Consider the following 26,597-nt stretch of genomic DNA (forward strand, 5'->3'; position numbering starts at 1 on the left):
CGATACCGCTTACCCGCCTGCCGTCTGCTGCCTGCCGCGCCTACTGCGTGACGGGGACGTCGACGGCCTCGGAGGTGAGCAGCCCCGCGTTGATCTCGCGGAGAGCGATCGAGAGCGGCTTCTCGTGAACGTGGGTGTCGACCAGCGGCCCCACGTACTCGAGGAGGCCCTCACCGAGCTGCGAGTAGTACGCGTTGATCTGGCGCGCGCGCTTGGCGGCGTAGATCACCAGGCTGTACTTCGAGTCGGTGGCTTCGAGCAGCTCATCAATCGGCGGGTTGATGATGCCCTCGGGCGTGGAGATGGAAGAGGACACGCTCTGCCTTCCGGAGGGTGTGTGAAGGTCGGAAAAGGATCGAGATTCAAGCGATCCGCATCAAGGCTAGCAGCTCGGCGCTGACGTCTTCGACGGAGGTATTGACAAGGGTGGTGTCGAACTCCTGCTCCGCCGCCAGCTCCGTACGGGCCACCGCGAGACGGCGCTCGATCACCTCGGGCGCCTCCGTACCGCGGCCGGTGAGGCGGCGCACGAGCTCCTCCCAGCTGGGCGGTGCGAGGAAGACGAGCCGCGCGGAGGGCATCGCCTGCTTCACCAGCCGGGCACCCTGGAGGTCGATCTCCAGCAGCACCGGCTCGCCGCGATCCAGATGCTCCAGTACGGCGCCGCGCGGAGTCCCGTAGCGGTTGCCGGCGAATTCCGCCCACTCCAGCAGCTCGCCGTTGGCGATCAGCTTGTCGAACTTCCCGTCGTCCACGAAGAAATACTGCACGCCGTGCACCTCCCCGGGGCGCGGCTTGCGCGTCGTCGCGGAGACGGAAAGCCAGACCTCGGGATGGACCTTGCGCAGATGCGCGACGACCGTGCTCTTGCCGACGCCCGAAGGGCCGGAGAGCACGGTCAGCCGCGGCGTGCCGACGGGAGGTTCGGGGGTGGCCCCCCGGGGCGCTGCTGTACTCATGCAGCGATTATCCCGGTTTTCGGCGGTGCCTTGCCACCACGGCACCGCAGGCCGACGGCCCACGGTGCCGTGCGGTACGGGTCAGGCGGACGCGCCGCCGAACTCCCGCTCCAGGGCGGCGATCTGGTTCGAGCCGAGGCCGCGCACGCGGCGGCTCTCGGAGATGCCCAGACGTTCCATGATCTGCTTGGCGCGGACCTTGCCGACGCCGGGCAGGCTTTCCAGAAGAGCGCTGACCTTCATCTTGCCGATGACGTCGTTCTCCTGGCCCTGTTTGATCACATCGTGCAGGGTCGCGCCGGAGTGCTTCAGCCGGTTCTTGACCTCGGCGCGCTCCCGGCGAGCCGCGGCGGCCTTTTCGAGCGCGGCTGCGCGCTGTTCAGGGGTAAGGGGCGGAAGAGCCACGCCTACGTCACCTCAGTTAGAACTGTCGGAAATGGATTCGGTGAGGAACCTCGTGGCCCCGCATGAGCGGAGCCTGCGAGCAACGCGCCTGTTCACGCTGCTCCCGACGGAGACTAGCGGGCGACGGCGCCTGAGTCAGCGAGAACTGCGGAAAAGTCCTGGTCAGACTCAAGTCGATCGGTACATACACGGACAAAAGGCACCAGTTTTTTGGCCAACTGCGCGTTTTTTCACCGCCGTCGGGGTTTCACCGCTGCATCACCGCAGGTACGGCGGCGGTACGGGGCGGCGTCCGAAGCGTAGTTGTGAAGAGGTGTCAGGGGCTCCGGACCGGTGTGCGCCGGGGCTTCGGAGCGGTGTGCGCCCGCGGCTCCGGAGCGGTTCCGCGCGAGCGCTCCCGGGGGCGTCTCAAGGGGCCTCGTCCGCGCGGTCGTTCCCGAAGTCGTTCCCTTGATCCTCCTACGGGCGGGCCGGGTGGTGTGCGAGCACTTCGGCCAGCTCCTCCGCCTCGCGGGCGGCCGCCTCGCGCAGAGCCCGCGGCGACGGCCCGTGCCGCAGCACTCCCCTGCTGACGGACGGCAGCACGTTGCCGACGGCGCTGCCGAAGACTCCCGGGAGATCGGCGGCCGTCGCGCCCTGAGCGCCGATGCCCGGGGCGAGCAGCGGGCCGTTGATGCCGAGCCCGTCGGGCTCCGCGCCCGTCCCGGCGCCGAGGGTGGCGCCCACGACCGCGCCGAAGGAACCCAGCGGCGTCTCGCCCCTGTTCTCCTCGGCGAGGTGCCCCAGCACGGTGGCGGCGACGCTGCGGCCGTCCTCCCGTACCGCGTGCTGCACCTCGGCGCCCTCCGGATTGGAGGTCAGGGCGAGGACGAAGAGCCCGCAGCCCGCCGCGCGCGCACGGTCGAGCGCGGGACGCAGCGAGCCGAAGCCCAAGTACGGGCTGACCGTGACGGCGTCGGAGAAGAGCGGAGAGGCCGGGTCGAGGAAGGCGTCGGCGTAGGCCGCCATGGTCGAGCCGATGTCGCCGCGCTTGGCGTCCGTCAGTACCAGCGCCCCGGCGTCCCGCGCGTCGGCCACGGCACGCTCCAGTACGGCGACGCCGCGGGAGCCGAAGCGCTCGAAGAAGGCCGACTGCGGTTTGAGCACGGCGACCCGGTCGGCGAGGGCCTCGACCACGGTGTTGGCGAAGCGTTCGAGACCGGCGACGTCGTCGCCCAGGTCCCAGTCGGCGAGCAGCGCGGCGTGCGGATCGATGCCGACGCAGAGCGGGCCTCGGGTGTCCATGGCGCGGCGCAGCCGGGCGCCGAACGGTTCGCGGCGCTCGGCTCCGCCGCGTCCGGCGGCTCGCGGGGCCGCGCTCCCCGCGCCGTCGGCGCTCGGATTCGTGGGGCTGGGATTCGTGGGGCTCATGCGGCTTCGGCCTTCCTGTTTCCGGCTCCGACGGCTTCGGCGAGCGTCGCGTACGGGCTTGCCGCCAGCCGCTCCGCCAGGCCTTCGTGCAACTTCCGCGCCCAGCCGGGGCCCTCGTAGACGAAGGCGCTGTAGCCCTGTACGAGCCTGGCGCCGGCGAGGATGCGCTGCCATGCGTCCTCGGCCGTGGTGATCCCGCCGACGCCGACGAGGGTGAGCCGGTCGCCCACCCGTAGGTACAGGCGTCGCAGTACCTCCAGCGAGCGCTCGCGCAGCGGGGCGCCGGAGAGGCCGCCGGTCTCGGCGACGACGGACGGATCGCCGCTGAGGCCGAGCCCGTCGCGGGCGATGGTGGTGTTGGTGGCGATGATGCCGTCCAGGCCCAGTTCGACGGCGAGGTCGGCGACCGCGTCCACGTCTTCGTCCGCGAGGTCGGGCGCGATCTTGACGAGCAGCGGCACGCGGCGGTCCGGCACGGCCTCGTCGGCGGCCTCCCGGACGGCGCCGAGCAGGGGACGCAGCGCTTCGGTGGCCTGGAGGGCCCGCAGGCCCGGGGTGTTGGGCGAGGAGACGTTGACCACGAGGTAGTCGGCGTGGACGGCGAGCGCCCGTGCCGAGGTGACGTAGTCGGCGGCCGCGTCCTCCTCCGGTACGGCCTTGGTCTTGCCGATGTTGACGCCGACTACCGCCGCAGCTCCCGCGGATCCGCCGGAACCGCCGGAACTGCCGCGGCCGCGGGCACGGCCACGGGCACGGCCACGGTCCGCGAGCCGGGCGGCGACGGCGGCCGAACCGTCGTTGTTGAAGCCCATGCGGTTGATCAGGGCGCGGTCGGGCGGCAGACGGAAGAGCCGCTTGCGCGGATTGCCGGGCTGCGCCTGCCCGGTGACCGTGCCCACCTCCACATGGTCGAAGCCGAGCAGCGACAGGCCGTCGATGCCCTCCGCGTTCTTGTCGAACCCGGCGGCGAGCCCGAAGGGCCCCGGCATGCTGCGTCCCAGCGCGTGTACGCGAAGCTCTTCACGGCGCGGGGCGTATCGGGCGGCGATCAGCCCACGCACCACCGGGAGGCACGCGGCGAGACGGATCAGCGCGAAGGCCAGCCGGTGGGCCTTCTCGGGATCCATCCGCGCGAACACGGTCTTGAAGAGCAGGGAGTACATGCGGGCCGGGCCTTCGGGTGCGTACGGGCGGAGGAGTCGGGGTCGGTGTCCGAACCAGCGGGCGGGGACGGGCAGTTCAGCCCGACCCGCGCGCGGAGGTGAGGTGGTCGGCGTGCTCCTGGAGGGAGCGCACCCCCACCTCACCGCGCGCCATCGCCTCGATGCCCTGCACCGCTGCGGCGAGGGCCTGGACGGTGGTGAGGCAGGGGACGGCGCGGGCGACGGCGGCGGTGCGGATGTCGTAGCCGTCGAGGCGTCCGCCGGTGCCCCAGGGGGTGTTGACGATGAGGTCGATCTGGCCGTCGTGGATGAGCTGGACGACGGTGGGTTCGCCGTCCGGCCCGGGCCCCTGGCTGTGCTTGCGTACGACGGTGGCGCTTATGCCGTTGCGCTTGAGGACCTCGGCGGTGCCCGAGGTGGCGAGCAACTCGAAGCCCATGGCCGCCAGTTCGCGTGCGGGGAAGATCAGCGAGCGCTTGTCGCGGTTGGCGACGGAGACGAAGGCCCGCCCCTTCGTGGGCAGCGCACCGTACGCGGCGGCCTGGGACTTGGCGTAGGAGGTGCCGAACACCGCGTCGATGCCCATGACTTCGCCGGTGGAGCGCATCTCGGGGCCGAGCACGGTGTCGACGCCGCGGCCCTGGACGTCGCGGAAGCGGGTCCACGGGAGCACTGCCTCCTTGACGGAGATGGGCGCTTCCATCGGCAGGTCCCCGCCGTCGCCGGTGGCCGGGAGCATCCCCTCGGCGCGCAGCTCGGCGACGGTCGCGCCCAGGGAGATGCGGGCGGCGGCCTTCGCCAGGGGCACGGCCGTGGCCTTCGAGGTGAAGGGGACGGTGCGGGAGGCGCGAGGGTTGGCCTCCAGCACGTAGAGGACGTCCCCGGCCATGGCGAACTGGATGTTGATCAGCCCGCGCACACCGACGCCGCGTGCGATGGCCTCCGTCGAGGCCCGCAGCCGCTTGATGTCGTGGCCGCCGAGGGTGATGGGCGGCAGGGCGCACGCGGAGTCGCCCGAGTGGATGCCGGCCTCCTCGATGTGCTCCATCACGCCCCCGAGATACAGCTCCCCGCCGTCGTAGAGGGCGTCGACATCGATCTCGATGGCGTCGTCGAGGAAGCGGTCGATCAGGACGGGGTGTTCGGAGATCAGGCCCGCGTGCCGCTCCAGATAGGCGGCCAGGGACTCCTCGTCGTAGACGATCTCCATGCCGCGTCCGCCCAGCACATAGGAGGGGCGCACCATCACCGGGTAGTTGATGCCGGCGGCGATCGTCTTGGCCTGGTCGAAGGAGTAGGCGGTGCCGTACTTGGGTGCGGGGAGCCCGGCCTCCTCCAGTACGCGGCCGAACGCACCGCGCTCCTCCGCGAGGTTGATCGCTTCCGGCGGGGTCCCCACGATCGGCACCCCCGCGTCCTTCAGCGCCTGCGCCAGCCCGAGCGGGGTCTGGCCGCCGAGCTGGACGATCACTCCGGCGACGGGTCCGGCGGCCTGTTCGGCGTGGACGATCTCCAGTACGTCCTCCAGGGTGAGCGGCTCGAAGTAGAGCCGGTCGGAGGTGTCGTAGTCGGTGGAGACGGTCTCCGGATTGCAGTTGACCATCACGGTCTCGTAGCCGGCGGCGCCGAGGGCGAAGGAGGCGTGCACACACGAGTAGTCGAACTCGATGCCCTGGCCGATGCGGTTGGGCCCGGAGCCGAGGATGACCACGGCCGGCTTCTCGCGGGGCGCGACCTCGCTCTCCTCGTCGTAGGAGGAGTAGAAGTAGGGCGTACGGGCGGCGAATTCGGCGGCGCAGGTGTCGACCGTCTTGTAGACGGGGCGGATTCCCAGCGCGTGCCGGACCTCCCGCACGACGTCCTCACGCAGGGAGCGTACGTCGGCGATCTGCGCGTCGGAGAAGCCGTACCGTTTCGCCGTGGCCAGCAGCGGCGGGCTCAACTCCCGTGCGGCGCCCAGCTCTTCGGCGACCTCGTGGATCAGGAAGAGCTGGTCCGTGAACCAGGGGTCGATCTTCGTCGCCTCGAAGACCTCCTCCTGCGTCGCCCCGGCGCGGATCGCTTCCATGACGGTGTTGATCCGCCCGTCCGTGGGCCGTGCCGCCTTCTCCAGCAGCGCGCCCTTCTCCCCCGGCGGCGAGGTGAAGTCGAACTGGCTGTCCTTCTTCTCCAGCGAGCGCAGCGCCTTGTTGAGCGCCTCGGGAAAGTTGCGTCCGATGGCCATCGCCTCGCCGACGGACTTCATGGTGGTGGTCAGCGTGTCGTCCGCGGCCGGGAACTTCTCGAAGGCGAACCGCGGGGCCTTGACCACCACGTAGTCCAACGTCGGCTCGAACGATGCCGGGGTCTGCTCGGTGATGTCGTTGGGGATCTCGTCGAGCGTGTAGCCGACGGCCAGCTTCGCCGCGATCTTCGCGATGGGGAAGCCCGTGGCCTTCGAGGCGAGCGCGGAGGAGCGCGAGACCCGCGGGTTCATCTCGATCACCACGACCCGCCCGTCGGACGGGTCGACGGCGAACTGGATGTTGCAGCCGCCCGTGTCCACGCCGACCTCGCGGATCACTTCGATGCCGATGTCCCGCAGGATCTGGTACTCGCGGTCGGTCAGGGTCATCGCGGGCGCGACGGTGATGGAGTCGCCGGTGTGCACGCCCATCGGGTCGAAGTTCTCGATGGAGCAGACGACCACGACGTTGTCGTTCTTGTCGCGCATCAGCTCCAGTTCGTACTCCTTCCACCCCAGGATCGACTCCTCCAGCAGCACCTCGGTCGTCGGCGACAGCGCGAGCCCCTGGCCGGCGATGCGCCGCAGCTCCTCCTCGTCGTGCGCGAAGCCGGAGCCCGCGCCGCCCATCGTGAACGACGGCCGTACGACGACCGGGTAGCCGCCGAGCCCGTCGACCCCGGCCAGCACCTCCTCCATGGAGTGGCAGATCACCGAACGGGCGGACTCGCCGTGTCCCGTGCGGGCGCGCACGGCCTCGACGACATCCTTGAACTGGTCGCGGTCCTCGCCCTTGTTGATGGCCTCGACGTTCGCGCCGATCAGCTCCACGCCGTACTCGGCAAGCGTCCCGGACTCGTGCAGGGAGATCGCCGTGTTCAGCGCCGTCTGCCCGCCGAGGGTCGGCAGCAGCGCGTCGGGCCGCTCCTTCGCGATGATCCTCTCCACGAACTCCGGCGTGATCGGCTCGACATACGTGGCGTCCGCGATCTCCGGGTCCGTCATGATCGTCGCCGGGTTGGAGTTGACGAGGATCACCCGCAGGCCCTCGGCCTTCAGCACCCGGCAGGCCTGCGTACCGGAGTAGTCGAACTCCGCCGCCTGCCCGATCACGATCGGACCCGAGCCGATCACCAGAACAGACTCGATATCGGTGCGCTTAGGCACGCCGGTCCTCCATGTGCGCCTTGGTGCTGTGCTGTTCGTCCATGAGCTCGGTGAAGCGGTCGAAGAGGTAGGCGGCGTCGTGCGGTCCCGCCGCCGCCTCGGGGTGGTACTGGACGCTGAAGGCCGGCCGGTCCAGCAGCCGCAGCCCCTCCACCACGTCGTCGTTGAGGCAGACGTGGGAGACCTCGGCGCGCCCGTACGAGGTGTCGGTGACCTCCCCCAGCGGGGCGTCGACCGCGAACCCGTGGTTGTGGGCGGTGACTTCGACCTTGCCCGTCACTCGGTCCTGCACCGGCTGGTTGACGCCGCGGTGGCCGTACTTGAGCTTGAACGTGCCGAAGCCCAGCGCCCGTCCGAGGATCTGGTTGCCGAAGCAGATGCCGAACAGCGGCGTACCGCGCTCCAGCACCGCACGCATCAGCGCCACCGGGCCCTCCGCCGCCGCGGGGTCGCCCGGACCGTTGGAGAAGAACACCCCGTCCGGCGCGACCGCGTAGACGTCCTCGGCCGTCGCGTCCGCGGGCAGCACGTGCACCTCTATGCCGCGCTCCGCCATGCGGTGCGGCGTCATGCCCTTGATGCCGAGGTCGACGGCGGCAACGGTGAAGCGTTTCGTCCCGTGCGCGGGCACCACGTACGGCTCCCGCGTGGCCACTTCGCCGCACAGGTCCGCGCCCGTCATCGCCGGGGCGGAACGCACGCGCTCCAGCAGGGCCGCCGCGTCCGCCGAGGCCGCGCCGCCCGAGAAGATCCCGGCCCGCATCGCGCCCCGCTCCCGCAGATGCCGGGTGAGCGCGCGGGTGTCGACGCCGCTGATGCCGACGACTCCCTGCGCCGCCAGCTCCTCGTCGAGGGTGCGTACGGAACGCCAGTTGGAGGGCTTGCGCGCCGGGTCGCGTACGACATATCCGGCGACCCAGATGCGGCCGGACTCCGGATCCTCGTCGTTGACGCCGGTGTTGCCGATGTGCGGGGCGGTCATCACGACGACCTGGCGGTGGTAGGAGGGGTCGGTGAGGGTCTCCTGGTATCCCGTCATCCCGGTGTTGAAGACGGCTTCCCCGAAGGTCTCGCCCACCGCGCCGTACGCGCTCCCCCGGAAGCTGCGGCCGTCCTCCAGCACGAGTACGGCCGATGCGGCCGGACTCCCGGCGCCCGGCCGGTCGTTGCTCGTCATCATGTGTCCCTCTCAGGGGTTACTGCGGGGTGGTGCGGCACGGCGACGCCGCCGTCACCGGATGCGATCTCGCCGATGCGCTCCGCCCAGGCCGCGTGCCCGGCGGCGCGGTCGAAGCGGAAGCCGGAGTCGAGCATGCGGTCGCCGAGCTGCCAGGTGATCACCAGCAGGCCGCCCTCGGTGAGGACCTTGCCTGCGATGCCCTTGTCGAGCCGGGCGCCGCGCAGTTGAGCAGCTGGGACGAAGAAGTCCCGCGCCCCTGGCCGTACGACATGGACGCCGGCCCCGGTCAGGGTCAGCTCCGCGCGGCTGCGCGTGCCCAGGCCGTGCGCGACGATCCGGTCCAGCCACTGCCCGGCCGAGGTGGAGCCGTGGTAGCGCCCCGAGGCATACAGCAGGGGCTCGCCGCTCTCCTCCGGCGGCGCCTGCGGCGGTGCCGGCAGGTCGCCCTGGAGGGTGCCGCGCCATTTCCAGCCCTGCCGCATCAGCCAGTACAGCAGCGCGACGAAGAGCAGCAGCCCGACGACCCAGCCGATGCGGGCCGCCCAGTCGGTGACCTCGGCGGACTTGGGCTCTTCCGCCAGCGCCGTGGCCAGGGGAGAGAGAGGTTGTGCGATCACGCCAGTTTCCCGTCGATGAGTGTCGGCCGTCCCCGCAGCCAGGTGTGCGTGACGCGTCCCGGCAGTTCACGGCCCTCGTACGGGGTGTTGCGGCTGCGGGAGGCGAAGCCCGCGGGGTCCACCGTCCCACGGTAGTCCGGGTCCACGAGCAGCAGATTCGCGGGCTCACCTGCGGCGACGGGACGGCCCTGGCCGTGCAGCCTGCCGATGGCGGCGGGACGGTACGACATCCGCTCGGCGATGCCCGCCCAGTCCAGCAGCCCGGTCTCGACCATCGTGTGCTGGAGCACCGGCAGCGCGGTCTCCAGGCCGACCATCCCCATGGCTGCGGCGCCCCACTCGCAGTCCTTGTCCTCGTGCGGGTGCGGCGCGTGGTCCGTGGCGACGCAGTCGATGGTGCCGTCGGCGAGCGCCCCGCGCAGGGCCTGCACGTCCGCCTCGGTACGCAGCGGCGGGTTCACCTTGTAGACCGGGTCGTAGGAGCGCACGAGCTCGTCGGTGAGCAGCAGATGGTGCGGGGTGACCTCCGCGGTGACGTTCCAGCCCTTCGACTTGGCCCAGCGGACCAGCTCGACGGAGCCCGCGGTCGAGAGGTGGCAGATGTGCACCCGGGAGCCGACGTGGGCGGCGAGCAGCACGTCGCGGGCGATGACGGACTCCTCGGCGACGGCGGGCCAGCCGCCGAGGCCGAGTTCGGCCGAGACCGTGCCCTCGTTCATCTGGGCGCTCTCGGTCAGGCGGGGCTCCTGGGCGTGCTGGGCGACGACTCCGTCGAAGGCCTTCACGTACTCCAGCGCCCGACGCATGATCACCGCGTCGTCGACGCACTTGCCGTCGTCGGAGAAGACCCGCACCCCTGCCGCGGAGTCGTGCATGGCGCCCAGTTCGGCGAGCTGCTTGCCTTCCAGACCGACGGTGACGGCGCCCACCGGCTGCACGTCGCAGTAGCCGGACTCCCGGCCCAGCCGCCACACCTGCTCGACGACCCCCGCGGTGTCGGCGACCGGGAAGGTGTTGGCCATGGCGTGCACGGCGGTGAAGCCGCCCCTGGCGGCGGCCATGGTGCCGGTGAGGACGGTCTCGGAGTCCTCACGTCCCGGCTCGCGCAGATGCGTGTGCAGGTCGACGAGGCCGGGCAGCAGGATCCGGCCCGCGGCGTCGATCACGTCCGCTCCGGCGTCGTCGAGTCCGCTGCCGGTCCCGGCGATCCTCGCCCCGTCGATCAGTACGTCCTGGGGCTCGCCGCCCAGTACGCGCGCACCGCGGATGAGCGTCCTGCCGGTGGTGCTGTTCGTCACTGCCATGGTCAGTCGTTCTCCTCGGTGCGTGCGGCTTCCGTACTGGCGGCTTCCGTGTGGGCGGAGGGGGAGCCGGAGACGGCGGGCTCGGCGCCGCCCAGCAGCAGATAGAGCACTGCCATACGGATGCTGACGCCGTTCTTGACCTGCTCGACGGCGGTGCAGCGGGGCGAGTCGGCGACCTCCGCGGTGATCTCCATGCCGCGGTTCATGGGGCCCGGGTGCATCACGACGGCGTGCTCGGGCATCCGCGCCATGCGCTGCCCGTCGAGCCCGTAACGGCGTGCGTACTCGCGCTCGGTCGGGAAGAACGCCGCGTTCATGCGCTCCCGCTGCACCCGCAGCATCATCACCGCGTCGGACTTGGGGATGACGGAGTCGAGTTCGTAGCTGACCTCGCACGGCCAGCTGCCCACACCGACCGGCACCAGCGTGGGCGGTGCCACGAGCGTCACCTCGGCGCCGAGCGTGCTGAGCAGATGGACGTTGGAACGGGCGACGCGGCTGTGCAGCACGTCCCCGACGATCGTGATCCGCCGCCCCGCCAGATCGCCCTCGCCGCCCGCGAGGCGCCGCCGCATGGTGAAGGCGTCCAGGAGCGCCTGCGTGGGGTGCTCGTGGGTGCCGTCCCCGGCGTTGACGACCGAGCCGCCGATCCACCCCGAGGTCGCGAGGCGGTGCGGCGCCCCGGACCCGGGGTGCCGGATGACGACCGCGTCGGCGCCCATTGCCTCCAGGGTGAGCGCGGTGTCCTTGAGCGACTCGCCCTTGGAGACGGAAGAGCCCTTGGCGGAGAAGTTGATGACGTCCGCGGAGAGCCGCTTGGCGGCGGCCTCGAAGGAGATCCGGGTGCGCGTCGAGTCCTCGAAGAAGAGATTGACGACGGTGCGGCCGCGCAGGGTCGGCAGCTTCTTGATCGGCCGGTCCGCGACGCGTGCCATCTCCTCGGCGGTGTCGAGTACGAGTACGGCGTCGTCGCGGGTGAGATCGGCGGCCGAGATGAGGTGACGCTTCATCTGGTCCCTTCCGTGGGTCGGTCGTCCGGGTACGTGGCGGGGCAGGGCGGTGCTTCTTGCGGCGGGGCGGCGCGCGCTGCGGGAGCAGGGCGGGCACCGGGTCGCGGGGCGGCGCGGGGCAGCCGGACCGGGCCGGTGCCTGCGGAGAAACCCGCCGTGCAGCCCTTTCGGCCCCACGGGACACCGATGGATCCGGAACCCCTCGTACGGTCTAGGGCTCCGCGTGCTGCGGGGCCTGCCGTCCGCCGGCGTGCTGCCGGTCGTCCCCGGAGGCGGCGCCGAGCAGCACCACGTCGCGCCCGTCCTCCTCGGTGAGCTGGACCCTGACGGTCTCGCGCAGCGAGGTCGGCAGGTTCTTCCCGACGTAGTCGGCGCGGATGGGGAGTTCGCGGTGTCCGCGGTCGACGAGCACGGCGAGCTGCACGGCCCTGGGACGGCCGATGTCGCCGAGGGCGTCCAGGGCGGCACGGATGGTGCGGCCGGAGAAGAGGACGTCGTCGACGAGAACGACCAGACGTCCGTCGACGCCGTCGGCCGGGATGTCGGTGTGCGCCAGCGCCCGGGCGGGGCCGAGCCGCAGGTCGTCCCGGTACATCGTGATGTCGAGCGCCCCGTGCGGAACCGGCCTGCCGGTGATGTCCGCGAGCTTGTCCGCCAGGCGCCGTGCGAGGAAGACGCCGCGGGTGGGGATGCCGAGAAGCACCACGTCGTCGGCGCCCTTGGCGCGTTCGACGATCTCGTGGGCGATGCGCGTGAGAACCCGCGCGATGTCCGGCGCCTCTAGTACGGGCCGGCCGGTGGTGGTTCCCTTGCTGCCGTCGCCGGCAGACATGCCTGTGTCCATACGGAAAGGACCTCCTTCCCCGCCTCACGGGACGGGCCTTAAAGGACGTCTGAGCTGTCTGCGCAACGGTACCAGGGGGTCCTGAAAGGACCGTCCGGGGGCCGGATCTACTCGGAGAACTGTTCGGGCGCAAGCCGGAGGTTCAAATTCCGCTCCACCTCGCAAAGCTGATCGGCGTTCGGCTTGACGCCAGACATTACGCTGCGTAACCTCACAGTGAGTTACCACTTTCTCGTCCGCGGGGAGCGATATGTCCAGCGAATACGCCAAGCAGCTCGGAGCGAAGCTCCGTGCCATCCGCACCCAGCAGGGGCTCTCACTCCACGGGGTCGAGGAGAAGTCCCAGGGCCGCTGGAAGGCGGTCGTGGTCGGTTCCTACGAGCGCGGGGACCGTGCCGTCACCGTTCAGCGCCTCGCCGAGCTGGCCGACTTCTACGGCGTTCCTGTCCAGGAGCTGCTGCCGGGCACCACCCCCGGCGGCGCCGCCGAGCCGCCGCCGAAGCTCGTGCTCGACCTGGAGCGCCTGGCCCATGTCCCGGCCGAGAAGGCGGGCCCACTCCAGCGTTATGCCGCCACCATCCAGTCCCAGCGCGGCGACTACAACGGCAAGGTCCTCTCCATCCGTCAGGACGACCTGCGCACGCTCGCCGTCATCTACGACCAGTCCCCCTCCGTGCTGACCGAGCAGCTGATCAGCTGGGGCGTCCTGGACGCGGACGCACGCCGCGCCGTCGCCCACGAGGACGCGTGACGGCCTGACGGCCGCTCCCGCCACCGCCGTACTTACGCCGCCGCCGGCGCTCCCGTGCAGGGAGCGCCGGCGGCGGCGTCTTGTGCCGAAGAGCGGGCCCCTGCCGGTGAGCGCGATAGCGGCTGCTTCGATGACAGGCTGCGAAACGGCACTGAATCGAACGTGAGCAGTTCGCGACGGACAGTGACCAACGGGCTTACCAGGAAAGCCCGTTCATACGATCGGGCCAACGGCTCCGCACTTTTTCGGCCGCCGCATATCGGGCGGCCCGGCGCTCCCGCACGGTCCCCCGGCTCCTCCGGCATCCCGCCGCCACGGAGATCAAGAGACCGGGAAGAGCGCGCGGGGCCCGGAGGAACGGGAAAGGGGCCGCAGAAGCGGCCCCTTTCAGCGGCGCAGAGTCGGCTTGAGGTCCTTCAGCCGTCCGAGGAGGCCGTTGATGAACGGCGGTGACTCGTCCGTCGAGAACTCACGCGCGATGTCCAGCGCCTCGTCTATGACGACCGCTTCCGGTACGTCTTCCGACCAGATCAGCTCGTAGGCCGCCAGCCGCAGGATGCAGCGGTCCACCACGGGCATCCGGTCCAGGGTCCAGCCGACCGAGTAGGTGGAGATCAGTTCGTCGATGCGCTCGGCGTTCTCGGCGTAGCCCTCGATGAGCTGCATCGTGTACTCGCTGACGGGCGGCTGCCGCTCGTCGGTCCCGGCGTGCCGGATCCAGTCCTGCATGACGGCCACCGGGGTGCTGTCCCGCTGGTCCGCTTCGAAGATGATCTGGAAGGCGCGTTTCCGGGCCTTGTTACGGGCTGCCACGGTTAGCCGTTCACCCGGCTCAGGTACTCGCCGGTCCTCGTGTCGACCTTGATCTTCTCGCCCGTGGTGATGAACAGCGGGACGCCGACCTCGTAACCGGTCTCCAGGCGCGCGGGCTTGGAGCCGCCGGTGGAACGGTCGCCCTGCACGCCGGGCTCGGTGTGCTCGATGACCAGCTCGACGGCGGCGGGCAGTTCGACGAAGAGCGCCTCGCCCTGGTACATGGCGACCGTCGCCTCGAAGCCCTCGACCAGATAGTTGGCGGTGTCGCTGACGATCTCGGGCGTGATGTGGATCTGGTCGTAGGTCTCCATGTCCATGAAGACGAAGTACTCGCCGTCCTTGTACGAGAACTGCATCCCGCGTCGGTCCACGGTGGCCGTATCGACCTTGGTGCCCGCGTTGAACGTCTTGTCGACGGTCTTGCCGGACATGACGTTCTTCAGCTTCGTACGGACGAAGGCCGGTCCCTTGCCTGGCTTGACGTGCTGGAACTCGACGACGGACCAGAGCTGGCCGCCTTCGAGCTTGAGCACCATGCCGTTCTTGAGGTCGTTCGTGGATGCCACGGTTGCGGAATCTCCTGAGACTGCTGCTGCGGAGACCAGAGGGCGGCCCGATCTCCGTCGCCCCGTCAGGAGCTAGAGAGCGAGCAGCTCTTTGGTCGTGATGGTGAGTAGCTCGGGTCCGCCGTCCGCCGCGGGGCGGACGACGAGAGTGTCATCGATCCGGACACCGCCCTGGCCCGGAAGGTGGACCCCGGGCTCGATGGTGACCGGCACACAAGCGTCCAGTTTACCCATGGCCCCAGGTGACAGCCGAGGGTCCTCACCGATTTCAAGTCCCACCCCGTGGCCCGTCGAGGAACCCAGCGCCTCCGCGTGCCCGGCGCCCCTGAGCACCTGGCGTGTGGCGCGGTCGACGTCGCTGCACGCCATACCTGGTGTGAGGGCCTCCCGTCCGGCCCGCTGGGCGGCGAAGACGAGGTCGTAGAGCTCCACCTGCCAGTCCTCCGGAGCCGTCCCGATCACGAACGTACGGCCGATCTGGCAGCGGTAGCCGTGGTATTGGGCGCCGAGCCGTACGGAGAGGAAGTCGCCCTCCTCCACGCGCCGGTCGGTCGGACGGTGTTCGGCGAGACCGGAGTTGCGGCCGGTGGCCACGCACGTGGGGAAGGCGGAGCCCTCCGCGCCGTGGTCGATGAGCCTGCGTTCCAGCTCCAGCGCCAGGTGGCGTTCGGTGCGTCCGACGAGGATCGACTCCAGCAGTTCGCCGAGCGCATGGTCGGTGATCTCGGCGGCGATCCGCAGGGCGGAGATCTCCTCGTCGTCCTTGACGACCCGCTGTGCCTCGATGGGCGCGGCGAGTCCCGTCAGCCGTAGCCCGGAGGCGACCGAGGCCATGGCCCGGTGGCGGGCCACCGTCACGTGGTGCTCCTCGACGGCGAGAAGGCGGGCACCCGCGGTGGCTGCCAGGTCGGCGGCCGCGACGGCGGTGTCGCCCTCGGGGTTGGAGAGGCGGCCGGTACGCAACTCGTCGTCGCTGCGGCCGGCGTCGTGCTGGTGGGCGCTGTCGGCGGAGGCCGGGCCGAGCAGGGTGTCGACGCCGCCGGGGCCGATCAGCAGGGCGGCGCCGCTCACCGGACTGCCGGTGAGATAGCGGATGTTGGCGGGCCGGGTGACCAGCACCGCGTCGGGAGGACCGTCCTTGGTCACGGCGGCGGCGCAGCGCTCACGTAGCAGCGCGCGGCGGGCCACATGGACTTCGGACATGTTTCCGAGCCTACGGAGAGCGCGGCGGCACGGCAGTCCGTACGGGGCCGTGCGGGCGACCGGGCCGGGTCCGCGGCCGGAGCCGGGGCACGTACTCGCGCCGGGCGGCGGCTTCGTACGGGGCGGACTCGTACGAGGCGGCGGGCTTCTGCCGGGCGGTGGACGCGCGCCGCCACCGGGGCCCGTGCCGACGCCGGAGCCGGGGCTGCCCTGTGCTCACCAGCGTGGGGGGCTTGCGAGGCTGCGGGCCACCACGTCGTCGAGCATCCGTGCGGTGGTGGCGACGTCCTGACGGGAGTTGTCGATGATGGGCAGGCCCGAGCCGTACCAGCCGGCCATGCGTCCGTGGATCTGGGCGACCTCCTCGTCGCTGAGGCGGCGGTTGCCGCTGCGCGCGGCGTTGCGCTCCAGCACGACCTCCAGACCGGGCAGCAGCACGACGGGGATCATGCCGGGCCCCACATGGCGCTTCCAGCCGCCGAGTCCGACCACGGGGCGGTCCGGGAAGACGGCGTCGTCGAGGATGCAGGAGATGCCGTTGGCGAGGAAGTTCCGCGCGGCGAATCCGCAGGTGCGGCGGGCCAGCCGGTACTGGGCCTCGGAATGGTCGTTCCAGCCGCTCTGCGGGTCGGCGAAGCCGGAGCGTACCCATTCGCGTACGTCGTCGAGGCTGATGTGGGAGGTGGGCACGGCACGCCGTTCGGCCCAGTAGCGGGCGACCGTGGTCTTCCCCGCTCCGGCCGGGCCGATCAGCAGTACGGCCACGGCCGCCCGGGTCGCGTCGAGCTGTGCCGGGTCCGCGTCGAGGGTGGGGATCTCGACGGGGGCGCCGCGGGAGAGCTGGAGATGACCGGTCGACTCGGTGGGATGGACGTCGCCGTCGCCCGGATATCCCTGTACCGGGGCGGTGCCTGGCTGCTGCGGGGGCGCGGTGGGCACGGGCGGGGGCGCGGGTGCCTGGGGCTGAGCGGGAGCCGGGGGCGGGGCCGGTGCCTGCGGCTGGGGCGGGACCTGCGGCTGGGCCGGGACGGGCGACGGTGCGGGCGGATGCGCGTTGGGGCCGCCGCCCGGCGGCTGTCCCGTGTGCTGCGCCTGCTGCGGTGCACCGCTCTGCCAGGCCGGCTGCGGCTGCGGCTGCGGTGGCCGGGCGGGTGCGTGCGGCGGCGGCTCCTGTCCGTTGTGCCGGGGCGGGTAGTCCGCGTCCTGCTGCCGGTCCGGTACGGGGCCTTGGGGGGAGCCTTGTTCGGAGCCTTGAGATGGGACGGGCTGTGGCGCCCCGTACTGCTGCATCCGCTCCCCAACTCCGCTCGCGTCTGCCGACGCTGCCCCCGCAACGCCATGATTGTGTGACAGTACCGGAAGGTACCGTCCTGGTCGTTCCTGTTGAACGGCGGAGCAGCGCCACGAGTGCCCGGCGGCCCCGCGCGGACCGCGACTTCACCGCGGACCGCAACTGCGCCGGTCTCCCCGCGTCCGCTCCGTCCGCCCCGGCGGCTTAGCCCCTCCCGCGTCTACGCGGCGATCTCCGCGTGGGCCGCGAGCAGCATCGCCGGGTCGGGCCCCTCCAGCACGGAGGGCTTCGCCAGGCCGTCGAGGACGATGAAGCGCAGCAGGTCGCCGCGGGACTTCTTGTCGACGCGCATCGTCTCCAGCAGCTTCGGCCACTGATCACCGCGGTAGGTGACCGGCAGCCCCACCGACTCCAGTACGGCCCGGTGCCGTTCGGCCGTGGCGTCGTCCAACCGCCCGGCGATGCGGCCCAGTTCGGCCGCGAAGACCATGCCGACGGAGACGGCGGCGCCGTGCCGCCATTCGTAGCGCTCGTTCTTCTCGATGGCATGGGCAAGCGTGTGCCCGTAGTTGAGGATCTCCCGCAGCCCCGACTCCTTCAGGTCCGCGGAGACGACCTCCGCCTTGACCCTGATGGAGCGCTCGATCAGCTCCGCGGTGTGCGGGCCGCCGGGGCCGCGGGCCGCCTCCGGGTCGCCCTCGATCAGATCGAGGATCACCGGGTCCGCGATGAAGCCCGCCTTGATGATCTCGGCGAGACCGCCGACGTAGTCGTGGACGCCCAGCGACTCCAGCGCCGCCAGGTCGCACAGCACCCCGGCGGGCGGGTGGAAGGCGCCCACCAGGTTCTTGCCCTCGGCCGTGTTGATGCCGGTCTTGCCGCCGACGGCGGCGTCCACCATGCCGAGCACCGTCGTCGGCACGGCGATCCAGCGCACGCCCCGCAGCCAGGTCGCGGCGACGAAACCGGCCACGTCCGTGGTCGCTCCCCCACCGACGCCCACGATCACGTCGCTGCGGGTGAAGCCGCTCTGGCCCAGCGCCTTCCAGCAGTACGCGGCCACCTCGGCGGTCTTGGACTCCTCGGCGTTCGGCAGCTGTACGGCGATGGCCTCGTAGCCCTGGTCGGCCAGGTCCTCGCGGAGCACCTCGCCGGTCTCGGTGAGCGCCTCGGGATGGAGCACGGCGACGCGCTTGGCGGCGGTGCCGATCGGCCCGGCCAGTTCGCCCAGCAGCCGGCGGCCGACGAGAACGTCGTAGGGCTGGGTGCCGTCTCCCGTGCCGCCGACCGTGATGCGGGTGGGGACGTCGGTGCCCCCGCCGTGCGAAGCCTGAGGAGAGGGGGTCTCGCTGGTCATTTCTGCTTCAGCTCCAGAACGTCGAGGATCTCGCCGGCGACCTCGTCGGGCGTGCGGTTCTCGGTGCTGACGACCGCCCTGGCCACCTCGGTGTAGAGGGGGCGGCGTGCGTCCATCAGCTCGCGCCACTGCTTGCGCGGATTCATCATCAGCAGCGGCCTGGGCGCGTCGAGGCCGACCCGCTTGACGGCCTCCGCCACGTCCATGTCGAGGAAGACCACGGGCGCCCCGGCGAGCAGCTGCCGGGTCTCCGGCGCGAGCACGGCTCCGCCGCCGAGCGCCAGCACTCCGGTGTGCTCGGCCAGCGCCGTACGCACGGCTTCGCGTTCCAGCTCGCGGAAGTGCGGCTCCCCCTCGTCGAGGAAGATCTCGGAGATGGGCTTGCCCGCGGTCTCGACGACGTCCTGGTCGGTGTCCCGGCAGACGGTGCCCAGCCGCTCGGCGAGGATCTCGCCGACGGTGGTCTTCCCCACGCCCATCGGGCCCACGAGTACGACGGCGGGCGCGGTCATTTGATCTCCAGGCCGTCGAGGTAGCCGCTGACGTTGCGCCGGGTCTCGGGCACGCTGTCGCCGCCGAACTTCTCGGCCACGGCGTCCGCCAGCACGAGCGCCACCATCGCCTCGGCGACGATTCCGGCGGCCGGTACGGCGCACACGTCCGAGCGCTGGTGGTGCGCGCGGGTCTCCTCGCCGGTCTGCACGTCGACGGTGGCCAGGGCACGCGGCACGGTCGCGATCGGCTTCATCGCGGCCCGTACGCGCAGGAGTTCACCCGTGGACAGCCCGCCCTCGGTGCCGCCGGAGCGGCCGGAGCTGCGTCGGATCCCCTCGTCCGTGGCGACGATCTCGTCGTGCGCCTTGGACCCGGGCACGCGCGCCAGGTCGAAGCCGTCGCCCAGCTCCACGCCCTTGATGGCCTGGATTCCCATGAGGGCACCGGCCAGGCGGGCGTCCAGCCGCCGGTCCCAGTGGACGTGCGACCCCAGCCCCACCGGCACGCCGTGCGCGGCCACCTCGACCACGCCGCCGAGGGTGTCGCCGTCCTGGTGCGCCTGGTCGATCTCCGCGACCATCGCCTTGCTCGCGTCGGCGTCGAGGCAGCGCACGAGGTCCTCGTCCAGCCGCTCCACGTCGCCCGGCTCGGGGACGAGGCCGTACGGGGCCTTGGCGGCGCCGAGTTCGACCACGTGCGAGACGATCTCGATTCCGGCGGTCTCCCTGAGGTACGAGCGTGCGACGGTGCCGAGCGCCACACGGGCCGCCGTCTCCCGTGCCGACGCCCTCTCCAGCACGGGACGCGCCTCGTCGAAGCCGTACTTCTGCATGCCCGCGAGATCGGCGTGGCCGGGGCGCGGCCGGGTCAGCGGAGCGTTCCGGGCCAGGCCCGCCAGCACCTCCGGATCGACCGGGTCGGCGGCCATCACCTGCTCCCACTTGGGCCACTCCGTGTTGCCCACCATGATCGCCACGGGCGAGCCGAGCGTGAGCCCGTGCCGTACGCCCCCGAGGAAGGTGACCTCGTCGCGCTCGAACTTCATCCGCGCCCCGCGCCCGTAGCCGAGCCGGCGCCGTGCCAGCGCGTCGGCCACCATGTCCGTGGTGACCGGGACACCGGCGGGCAGCCCCTCCAGCGTCGCCACCAGTGCGGGGCCGTGCGACTCCCCCGCGGTAAGCCAGCGCAACCTGCTCAACGGTGCTCCTCGGTCTCGCGCCTCGGCGCTGCGCGCCGGGCGCCTGTGCGGTCGTCCTGCCGGACCTGTCGGTCTGCCCCCGATCTTCCCACGCGCGCGGGCGGAGACCTGCCGCGGTCCACCGACCGGGACGGCGCGCGACCGCGGGACGGGAGAGCGAAGCGGGAAGCCTGAAGCCGGGGGGGCCGAATACGGGGCGCGGTGGACGGACCCGTGAGAAGGAGCCCGGTGGGCGGGTCCGGGAAAGGAGCCCGGCCGGATAGCCGACGGGGATGCCGCCCGGAACGCCGGGCACCCCCGGGATACCGAAGCCGGTGCTGCCCTCGATGCCCTGCGGGAGCGAGGGCGACGGGCCCGGTCGCGCCGCCGGGGCGGATGTACGGGCACGGAGACCCACCTGGGGAACAGGGGCGCAGGGGCCGCCTCAGGAACGGACCGCGAACGGACCGGGGAGGGCCCCCGGGTCAGCCCGTGCGCGCGTGCAGCGCCTCTTCGCCCGCCGCCCGCATCGCGTCGAGCGGTGCGGGCGCGTGCCCCGTCATCAACTCGACCTGGAGCGCCGCCTGGTGCACGAGCAGGTCGAGCCCCGAGACGACGGCGCCGTCCCGCTCGGCCCAGGCCGCCGCGAGCCGGGTCGGCCACGGCTCGTAGAGCACGTCGAAGAGGGTGCCGGGCCGTTCGGGCACCCGGCCGGCGAGCGCGTCCGTACTGCCCGCCGGAGTGGTCGCGATCACCAGCGGCGCCGAGAGCGCTTCCGCGGCGTCCGCCCAGGCGGCGGTCCGCACCCGCACTCCGAGCCGCTCCCCCCAGCCGCGCATCTCACGGGCCCGCTCCTCACCGCGTACGTACGCGGTGACCTCGCCGTCGCAGATCTGCGCGAGCGCCGCCAGCGCCGAGGAGGCGGTGGCCCCGGCGCCGAGGACGGCCGCGCGCTCGGTGCGTACGATGCCGCGCTCCCGCAAGGCGGCCACCATGCCGGGAATGTCGGTGTTGTCGCCGAAGCGGCTTCTGCCCCTGAAGACAACGGTGTTGACGGCCTCGACCGACTCCGCGGTCGGGCTGATCGCGTCCAGCAGCGGGATCACGGCACGCTTCAACGGCATCGTCAGGGACAGGCCCGCCCACTGCTCGTCGGTGGCGCCGAGGAACGAGGCGATGCCCTCCTCGTCCACCTCGTACCGCTCGTACGTCCAGTCCCGCAGGCCGAGTTCACCGTAGGCGGCGCGGTGCAGCACCGGGGAGAGCGAGTGGGCGACGGGTGAGCCGAGGACGGCGGCCCGGCGTACGGCCGGAGACGCGGCGGGCGCCGGCCGTACGGGGTGGTGCGCTTGCATCAGCCGCCGTTCCCCTTGTTCTTGCGCTGCTCCCTGTTGAAGTCCCGGACGTTGCGGTCGTGTTCGGCCTTGCTGGCGGTGAACCGCGTGTCGCCGGGCTTGACGGTGACGAAGTAGAGCCAGTTGCCCTTGGTCGGCTTCAGCGCCGCCTCGATGGCCTGGTGCCCGGGGTTGTCGATGGGACCGGGCGGCAGACCGGCGTTGAGGTAGGTGTTGTACGGCGACTTGAACTTGGTGTCCTCGACCGAAGTGTCCAGCGACGAACGGCCCTTGGCGTAGTTGATGGTCGAGTCGAAGCCGAGCCTCATGCCCTTGTCCAGGCGGTTGTAGATGACGCGGGAGACCTTGCCGAACTCCTCGTCCTGCTGGGCCTCCGCCTGGATGAGGGAGGCTATGGTCAGGATCTCCTCGGGCGACTTGCCCGCCTTCTTCGCCTGTCCGGCCAGATCGACCTTCGTGTGCTCGGCCTTGGCGCGTCCGACCATGTCCCGCAGCACGTCCTCGGGAGCGCTGCCCTCGCCGACGCTGTAGCGCGACGGGAAGAGGAAGCCCTCCGGGTTGCCCTTGGCGAAGCCCGGCAGTCCCAGCTCCGGACCGGCCTTCTTGGCGACCTTCTCCGTGCTGCCCTCCGGCCGGGCCAGCTTCTTGTCGATCTGCTGGTAGATCGCCTTCGCGCGGAGCCCTTCGGAGATGATCAGCCCGTTCTGGCTTGCCGGGTCGAGCATCAGCTTCACGGCGGCGGCACCGGACATCTTCTTGCGCAGGCTGTACGTGCCGGGCTGGATGCCGCTGGACTTCTTCTCCTTCTGCGACGCCTCGACGAACGCTCCCGCGCTCTTGACCACACCGGCCTTCTGAAGCTGGCCGCCCATGTCGGCGATCGAGGCGCCGTCGGGGATCTTCACCTGGACCTGGCCGGAGCCCTTCCCCGAGAAGTCGGGCGCCGGGGCGAAGTAGGCCTGGTAGAAGCCGTATCCGTAGTAGCCCGCGGTGCCGAGGCCTCCCGCGAGCAGCACCGAGACGGCCAGGCACGCGCAACCACTGCGGCGCTTGCCCTCATTGCGGCGCCCGGAGCGCTTGGAGCGCCCGCCGCCGTCGTCGTAGTCGTCGTAGTCGTCATACCCGTCGTCATCGTCGCCGTCGCGGTCGGCGAAGAAGGCGTGCTCGCCCTGGTCGGGACCCGGGTCCCAGCCGGTCTCCGGGTCGGCGTCGGGACGGCCCGGGCCGCCGCCCGGCCCGCCGGGATGCGGTGCGAGATAGCCGTCGGGCCCGGGCTGCGCATACGGCCCGGGATATCCCTGGCCCTGCTGGGGGTGCTGCGGATAGCCCTGCTGCGCCGCGTAATACCCGGGCTGCTGACCGGTGTTGTACGGATCGGTGACGACGGGCATGCCTCGCGGATCGGTGGCGCCCATGCCGTGTCCGGGGTCGTACGGGCCGCCCGCCCCGGGGTTCTGGTAGCCGCCCTGCCCGTACTGCTGCTGGTGCTGTTGGTGCTGCTGCTCGTAGTAGCCCTGCTGCTGGGGCACTTGGTGCTGGCCCGTGCTGTACGGGTCGGCGTACTGGCCGCCTTGGGAACCGTCGTCGCCCGGGTATGCGTCTCTGCCACCGTCCCACCCCTGGTCCCCGAACAGAGGGTCATCGGGATGCCACGATGGGAGGCTCTGCCCCCGGCCATAGTCAGTCATCGGTCCCCTAGATCCGCCGGACGGCAGCTCTCTGCCGTACGCATACAGGCAGGACACCCGCGGCACACTCGGGTGTGCCGGCCCCGTCCGGCGGTTGCGCGTGTCGCGGGAACGTTACCGTATCGCGATCAGACGCCCGGTTCGACGCATTCCCCGGGAGGGCTGCCTGACATCCGTTCAGTCTCCAGGGCGTTCTGAAGGATGACCACCGCCGCGGCCTGATCGATGCGGGAGCGGCCCTTCTTGGAGTTGACGCCGGATGCACGCATGTCCTGTGCAGCCGTGACTGTACTCATACGTTCGTCGACAAGCCGAACCGGGACCGGTGTGATCTTCCTCGCCAGCTCCCCGGCGAACTCACGGACCTTGGCCGCGGCCGGTCCCTCGCCCCCGTTGAGCGAGCGCGGCAGTCCGGCCACGACCTCGATCGGTTCGTACTCGGTGACGAGCGCCGCCAACCGCCGCCGCGCCGCGGGCAGATCACGTCCCGGCACCGTCTCCACCGGTGTGGCCAGCAGCCCGTCGGGATCGCTGCTCGCGACCCCGATGCGGGCGTCACCGACGTCCACGGCGAGGCGGCGCCCACGGCGCATCAGGCGCTGACGCTCTCGGAGACGAGCCGCTCGACGGTGGCGATGGCCTCGTCCACGGCCGCCGGGTTCTGGCCGCCGCCCTGGGCGACGTCGGGCTTGCCGCCGCCGCCTCCGCCGAGGGCCTTGGCGGCGCCCCGGACCAGGTCGCCGGCCTTGAGGCCCCGCTCCCGCGCGGCGTCGTTGGTGGCGATGACGGTCAGCGGACGGCCGCCGGTGACGGCGAAGAGCGCCACGACCGCGGGACGCGAGCCGGGGATGCGCTGCCGTACGTCGAGCACGAGGGTGCGCAGGTCCTCAGCGGCGGTGCCGTCGGGCACGCGTGCGGCGGCCAGGGCGACGCCCCGTACGTCCGTGGCGCCCTCGGCGATGCCGGCCGCGGCCTGGAGCACCTTCTCCGCGCGGAAGCGCTCGATCTCCTTCTCGGCGTCCTTCAGCCTGGTCACCATCGAGGAGATCCGCTCGGGCAGCTCCTCGGGGCGGCCCTTGAGCAGGTCCGTGAGCTGGGAGACCACCGTGTGCTCGCGGGCGAGGAACTTGTACGCGTCGACGCCGACGAGCGCCTCCACGCGCCGCACGCCGGAGCCGATGGACGACTCCCCGAGCAGCTTGACGAGGCCGAGCTGGGCGGTGTTGTGGACGTGGGTGCCGCCGCACAGCTCCTTGGAGAAGTCGCCGATGGTCACCACCCGCACGCGGTCGCCGTACTTCTCGCCGAACTCGGCCAGCGCGCCCTGCTTCTTGGCGTCGTCGATGCCCATGTACTCGGCGGAGACGTCGAGTTCACGGGCCAGCACCTCGTTGATCTTCTGCTCGACGTCCGTGAGGACTGTGCCGGGCACGGCCGACGGCGAGCCGAAGTCGAAGCGGAAGCGGCCGGGCGAGTTCTCCGAACCGGCCTGCGCGGCCGTCGGCCCGAGGGCGTCCCGCAGTGCCTGGTGGGTAAGGTGGGTGGCGCTGTGGGCACGGGCGATGGAGCGGCGCCGGTCCACGTCGATCCGGGCCTGCACGGGCGCACCGACGGTCACCTCGCCGACCTGGACGACGCCCTTGTGCACGGAGACGCCCGTGACCGGCTGCTGTACGTCGCGGACCTCGATCACCGCGCCGTTCTCCAGGCGGATGCGGCCGGTGTCGGCGAGCTGGCCGCCGCCCTCCGCGTAGAACGGGGTGCGGTCGAGGACGACTTCGACCTCGTCGCCCTCGTGAGCCGCGGGCGAGGAGACGCCGTCGACGAGCAGGCCGACGACCGAGGCCTCCCCGGTCGTGTCCATGTAGCCCGTGAAGTCGGTGGCTCCGCTGCTGTCTGCGATCTCGCGGTACGCGGAGAGGTCGGCGTGCCCCTGCTTCTTCGACCTGGCGTCGGCCTTGGCGCGGTCGCGCTGCTCCTGCATCAGCCGGCGGAAGCCCGACTCGTCGACGGACAGGCCCTGTTCGGAGGCCATCTCCAGCGTGAGGTCGATGGGGAAGCCCCAGGTGTCGTGGAGCAGGAACGCCTTCTCGCCGGACAGCACGGTGCCGCCGGAGGCCTGCGTCTCGGAGACGGCGGTGTCCAGGATGTTCGTCCCGGAGCGCAGCGTCTTGAGGAAGGCGGCCTCCTCGGCGAGGGCGACCGTCTCGATGCGCTTGCGGTCGGTCTCCAGCTCCGGGTACTGCGGGGCCATGGCCTTGATGACGGTGTCCGTCAGCTCAGCGACCGTGGGGCCGCTCGCGCCGAGGATGCGCATGTTGCGGATGGCACGGCGCATGATGCGGCGCAGCACATAGCCGCGGCCCTCGTTGCCGGGTGTGACGCCGTCGCCGATGAGCATGATCGCGGTACGGATGTGGTCGGCGACCACGCGCAGCGAGACGTCGGACTGCTCGGCGTCGCCGTAGCGCACGCCGGTCAGTTCGGTGGCCTTGTCGAGCACCATGCGCGAGGTGTCGATCTCGTACATGTTGTGCACGCCCTGTAGCACCATCGCCAGGCGCTCGAAGCCGAGCCCGGTGTCGATGTTCTGGCTGGGCAGATCGCCGAGGATCGGATAGTCCTTGCCCTCGCCGGGACCGCGCTCGTACTGCATGAACACCAGGTTCCACAGCTCGACATAGCGCTCGTCGTTGACCGCGGGGCCCCCTTCGGGGCCGAACTCGGGACCGCGGTCGTAGCTGACCTCCGAGCACGGACCGCAGGGGCCGGGGACGCCCATGTCCCAGTAGTTCTCCGACTTCCCGAGGCGCTGGATGCGCTCGGCGGGGACACCGACGACGTCGCGCCAGATGCGCTCGGCCTCGTCGTCCTCCTCGTAGACGGTGATCCACAGACGCTCCGGGTCGAGCCCGTAACCACCCGCGTCCTGCGGGCTGGTGAGCAGCTCCCAGGCGTAGACGGCGGCGCCCTCCTTGAAGTAGTCGCCGAAGGAGAAGTTGCCGCACATCTGGAAGAAGGTGCCGTGCCGCGTGGTCTTGCCGACCTCTTCGATGTCCGGTGTGCGCACGCACTTCTGCACGCTGGTGGCTCGGTCGTACGGCGCCTTGACCTCTCCGAGGAAGTACGGCTTGAAGGGGACCATGCCCGCGTTGACGAGCAGCAGCGTCGGGTCGTCCGCGATCAGCGACGCCGACGGCACGACGGTGTGCCCCCGCTCCTCGAAGAAGCGCAGCCAGCGGCGGCGGATTTCAGCCGACTCCATCAGTGGTCCTCATCTCGGTCGTACGGTCGGTAGGGGCCCTGGCTGTGCTCTGCCGGGCCCAGCTGCGGTCTGCGGGCCTGGGCCGGGAGCCCGGGGCCCGCCGGGTGGTCGGGCAGTGGTGCGTCGATCCCCAGGGCGCTGTTCAACTCGCTTTCGCGCTGGGCCATTCCGGCCCGCACGTCCAGGGCGAAGTCCTTGAGGCGGTGGCCGCCCTCGACGGCCTTGCCGGCGGCGCGCACGGCGAGCGCGTCGGGAGCGAGGGAGCGCAGCTTGCGCTGGACCTTGGCGGTGGCCCAGACGCCGGCCGCGGCGCCGGTGGTGAACCAGAAGGCACGGCGGAACATCAGCGA

Annotated in this window: 23 protein-coding genes and 1 pseudogene; 1 reads left to right on the top strand and 23 read right to left on the bottom strand. The window is 71.3% G+C overall.

Translation table 11 applies throughout. From position 1 onward, the window contains the following. Positions 1-40: 40 nt before the first annotated feature. The 11 genes from rpoZ to pyrR all read right to left on the bottom strand — a co-directional run bounded on the left by rpoZ (position 41) and on the right by pyrR (position 12,283). Complete coding sequence (gene rpoZ / locus HCC61_RS13520) at positions 41-316, bottom strand: DNA-directed RNA polymerase subunit omega (protein WP_028431631.1); 276 nt, start codon at positions 314-316, stop codon at positions 41-43. 46 nt (positions 317-362) lie between these two features. Continuing rightward, the gene (gene gmk / locus HCC61_RS13525; protein WP_169135627.1) at positions 363-959 is read right to left on the bottom strand and encodes a guanylate kinase; all 597 of its coding nucleotides are present in this window, start codon (positions 957-959) and stop codon (positions 363-365) included. Between the two features lie 81 nt (positions 960-1,040). After that, entirely contained in the window at positions 1,041-1,364 is a 324-nt protein-coding gene (gene mihF, locus HCC61_RS13530; RefSeq protein WP_028431629.1) for an integration host factor, actinobacterial type, read from the bottom strand. Between the two features lie 459 nt (positions 1,365-1,823). Further along, a complete protein-coding gene (gene pyrF, locus HCC61_RS13535) occupies positions 1,824-2,774 on the bottom strand; it encodes an orotidine-5'-phosphate decarboxylase (protein ID WP_169135628.1) in 951 nt (316 codons plus the stop codon). Continuing rightward, positions 2,771-3,937, bottom strand: a complete 1,167-nt coding sequence (locus HCC61_RS13540) for a quinone-dependent dihydroorotate dehydrogenase (protein ID WP_169135629.1) — start codon at positions 3,935-3,937, stop codon at positions 2,771-2,773. Before HCC61_RS13540 ends, pyrF begins: the two co-directional genes overlap by 4 nt. A 76-nt stretch (positions 3,938-4,013) precedes the next feature. Further along, complete coding sequence (gene carB / locus HCC61_RS13545) at positions 4,014-7,328, bottom strand: carbamoyl-phosphate synthase large subunit (protein WP_169135630.1); 3,315 nt, start codon at positions 7,326-7,328, stop codon at positions 4,014-4,016. Continuing rightward, the gene (gene carA / locus HCC61_RS13550) at positions 7,321-8,505 is read right to left on the bottom strand and encodes a glutamine-hydrolyzing carbamoyl-phosphate synthase small subunit (protein WP_169135631.1); all 1,185 of its coding nucleotides are present in this window, start codon (positions 8,503-8,505) and stop codon (positions 7,321-7,323) included. The genes carB and carA overlap by 8 nt, the downstream gene beginning before the upstream one ends. Then, entirely contained in the window at positions 8,505-9,125 is a 621-nt protein-coding gene (locus HCC61_RS13555) for a hypothetical protein (RefSeq protein ID WP_169135632.1), read from the bottom strand. Before HCC61_RS13555 ends, carA begins: the two co-directional genes overlap by 1 nt. Further along, a complete protein-coding gene (locus tag HCC61_RS13560) occupies positions 9,122-10,429 on the bottom strand; it encodes a dihydroorotase (RefSeq protein ID WP_169135633.1) in 1,308 nt (435 codons plus the stop codon). Before HCC61_RS13560 ends, HCC61_RS13555 begins: the two co-directional genes overlap by 4 nt. Before the next feature lie 2 nt (positions 10,430-10,431). Continuing rightward, positions 10,432-11,439 carry an aspartate carbamoyltransferase catalytic subunit gene (locus HCC61_RS13565; RefSeq protein ID WP_169135634.1) on the bottom strand — a complete coding sequence of 336 codons (1,008 nt, stop codon included), beginning with the start codon at positions 11,437-11,439 and terminating at the stop codon, positions 10,432-10,434. Between the two features lie 211 nt (positions 11,440-11,650). Next, positions 11,651-12,283: a bifunctional pyr operon transcriptional regulator/uracil phosphoribosyltransferase PyrR gene (gene pyrR / locus HCC61_RS13570; RefSeq protein ID WP_240968936.1), complete on the bottom strand. Its 633-nt coding sequence runs from the start codon at positions 12,281-12,283 to the stop codon at positions 11,651-11,653. Positions 12,284-12,533: 250 nt separating this feature from the next. Between pyrR and bldD the strand changes: the two genes are divergently transcribed. Continuing rightward, positions 12,534-13,034, top strand: a complete 501-nt coding sequence (gene bldD / locus HCC61_RS13575; protein ID WP_028431622.1) for a transcriptional regulator BldD — start codon at positions 12,534-12,536, stop codon at positions 13,032-13,034. Positions 13,035-13,421: 387 nt separating this feature from the next. Here bldD and nusB read toward each other — a convergent pair whose 3' ends face one another. From nusB to HCC61_RS13635, 12 genes and pseudogenes are all read right to left on the bottom strand, one after another. Beyond that, positions 13,422-13,847 (bottom strand): transcription antitermination factor NusB, encoded by a 426-nt coding sequence (nusB, locus tag HCC61_RS13580; RefSeq protein ID WP_169135635.1) that lies wholly within the window; start codon positions 13,845-13,847, stop codon positions 13,422-13,424. Positions 13,848-13,849: 2 nt separating this feature from the next. After that, positions 13,850-14,416 (bottom strand): elongation factor P, encoded by a 567-nt coding sequence (efp, locus tag HCC61_RS13585; protein WP_169135636.1) that lies wholly within the window; start codon positions 14,414-14,416, stop codon positions 13,850-13,852. A 72-nt stretch (positions 14,417-14,488) separates the two neighbouring features. Then, positions 14,489-15,619 (bottom strand): aminopeptidase P family protein, encoded by a 1,131-nt coding sequence (locus HCC61_RS13590; protein WP_169135637.1) that lies wholly within the window; start codon positions 15,617-15,619, stop codon positions 14,489-14,491. 216 nt (positions 15,620-15,835) lie between these two features. Beyond that, a pseudogene (locus HCC61_RS13595) lies at positions 15,836-16,627 on the bottom strand (AAA family ATPase); the annotation flags it as partial. A gap of 503 nt (positions 16,628-17,130) precedes the next feature. Beyond that, a complete protein-coding gene (aroB, locus tag HCC61_RS13600) occupies positions 17,131-18,267 on the bottom strand; it encodes a 3-dehydroquinate synthase (protein ID WP_169135639.1) in 1,137 nt (378 codons plus the stop codon). Then, complete coding sequence (locus tag HCC61_RS13605) at positions 18,264-18,779, bottom strand: shikimate kinase (protein WP_169135640.1); 516 nt, start codon at positions 18,777-18,779, stop codon at positions 18,264-18,266. Before HCC61_RS13605 ends, aroB begins: the two co-directional genes overlap by 4 nt. Next, on the bottom strand, positions 18,776-19,960 hold the full coding sequence (gene aroC / locus HCC61_RS13610; RefSeq protein WP_169135641.1) for a chorismate synthase: 1,185 nt from the start codon (positions 19,958-19,960) through the stop codon (positions 18,776-18,778). The genes HCC61_RS13605 and aroC overlap by 4 nt, the downstream gene beginning before the upstream one ends. Before the next feature lie 464 nt (positions 19,961-20,424). After that, complete coding sequence (locus tag HCC61_RS13615) at positions 20,425-21,294, bottom strand: shikimate dehydrogenase (protein ID WP_169135642.1); 870 nt, start codon at positions 21,292-21,294, stop codon at positions 20,425-20,427. Next, positions 21,294-22,982 (bottom strand): endolytic transglycosylase MltG, encoded by a 1,689-nt coding sequence (mltG, locus tag HCC61_RS13620; protein WP_169135643.1) that lies wholly within the window; start codon positions 22,980-22,982, stop codon positions 21,294-21,296. Before mltG ends, HCC61_RS13615 begins: the two co-directional genes overlap by 1 nt. A 128-nt stretch (positions 22,983-23,110) precedes the next feature. Further along, positions 23,111-23,575 carry a Holliday junction resolvase RuvX gene (ruvX, locus tag HCC61_RS13625; protein ID WP_169135644.1) on the bottom strand — a complete coding sequence of 155 codons (465 nt, stop codon included), beginning with the start codon at positions 23,573-23,575 and terminating at the stop codon, positions 23,111-23,113. Further along, entirely contained in the window at positions 23,575-26,247 is a 2,673-nt protein-coding gene (gene alaS / locus HCC61_RS13630; RefSeq protein ID WP_169135645.1) for an alanine--tRNA ligase, read from the bottom strand. Before alaS ends, ruvX begins: the two co-directional genes overlap by 1 nt. Then, a complete protein-coding gene (locus tag HCC61_RS13635; RefSeq protein WP_169135646.1) occupies positions 26,247-26,591 on the bottom strand; it encodes a DUF6167 family protein in 345 nt (114 codons plus the stop codon). Before HCC61_RS13635 ends, alaS begins: the two co-directional genes overlap by 1 nt. Positions 26,592-26,597: the final 6 nt, after the last annotated feature.

This window comes from Streptomyces sp. HNM0575 (assembly GCF_012726265.1).
GTDB lineage: Bacteria > Actinomycetota > Actinomycetes > Streptomycetales > Streptomycetaceae > Streptomyces.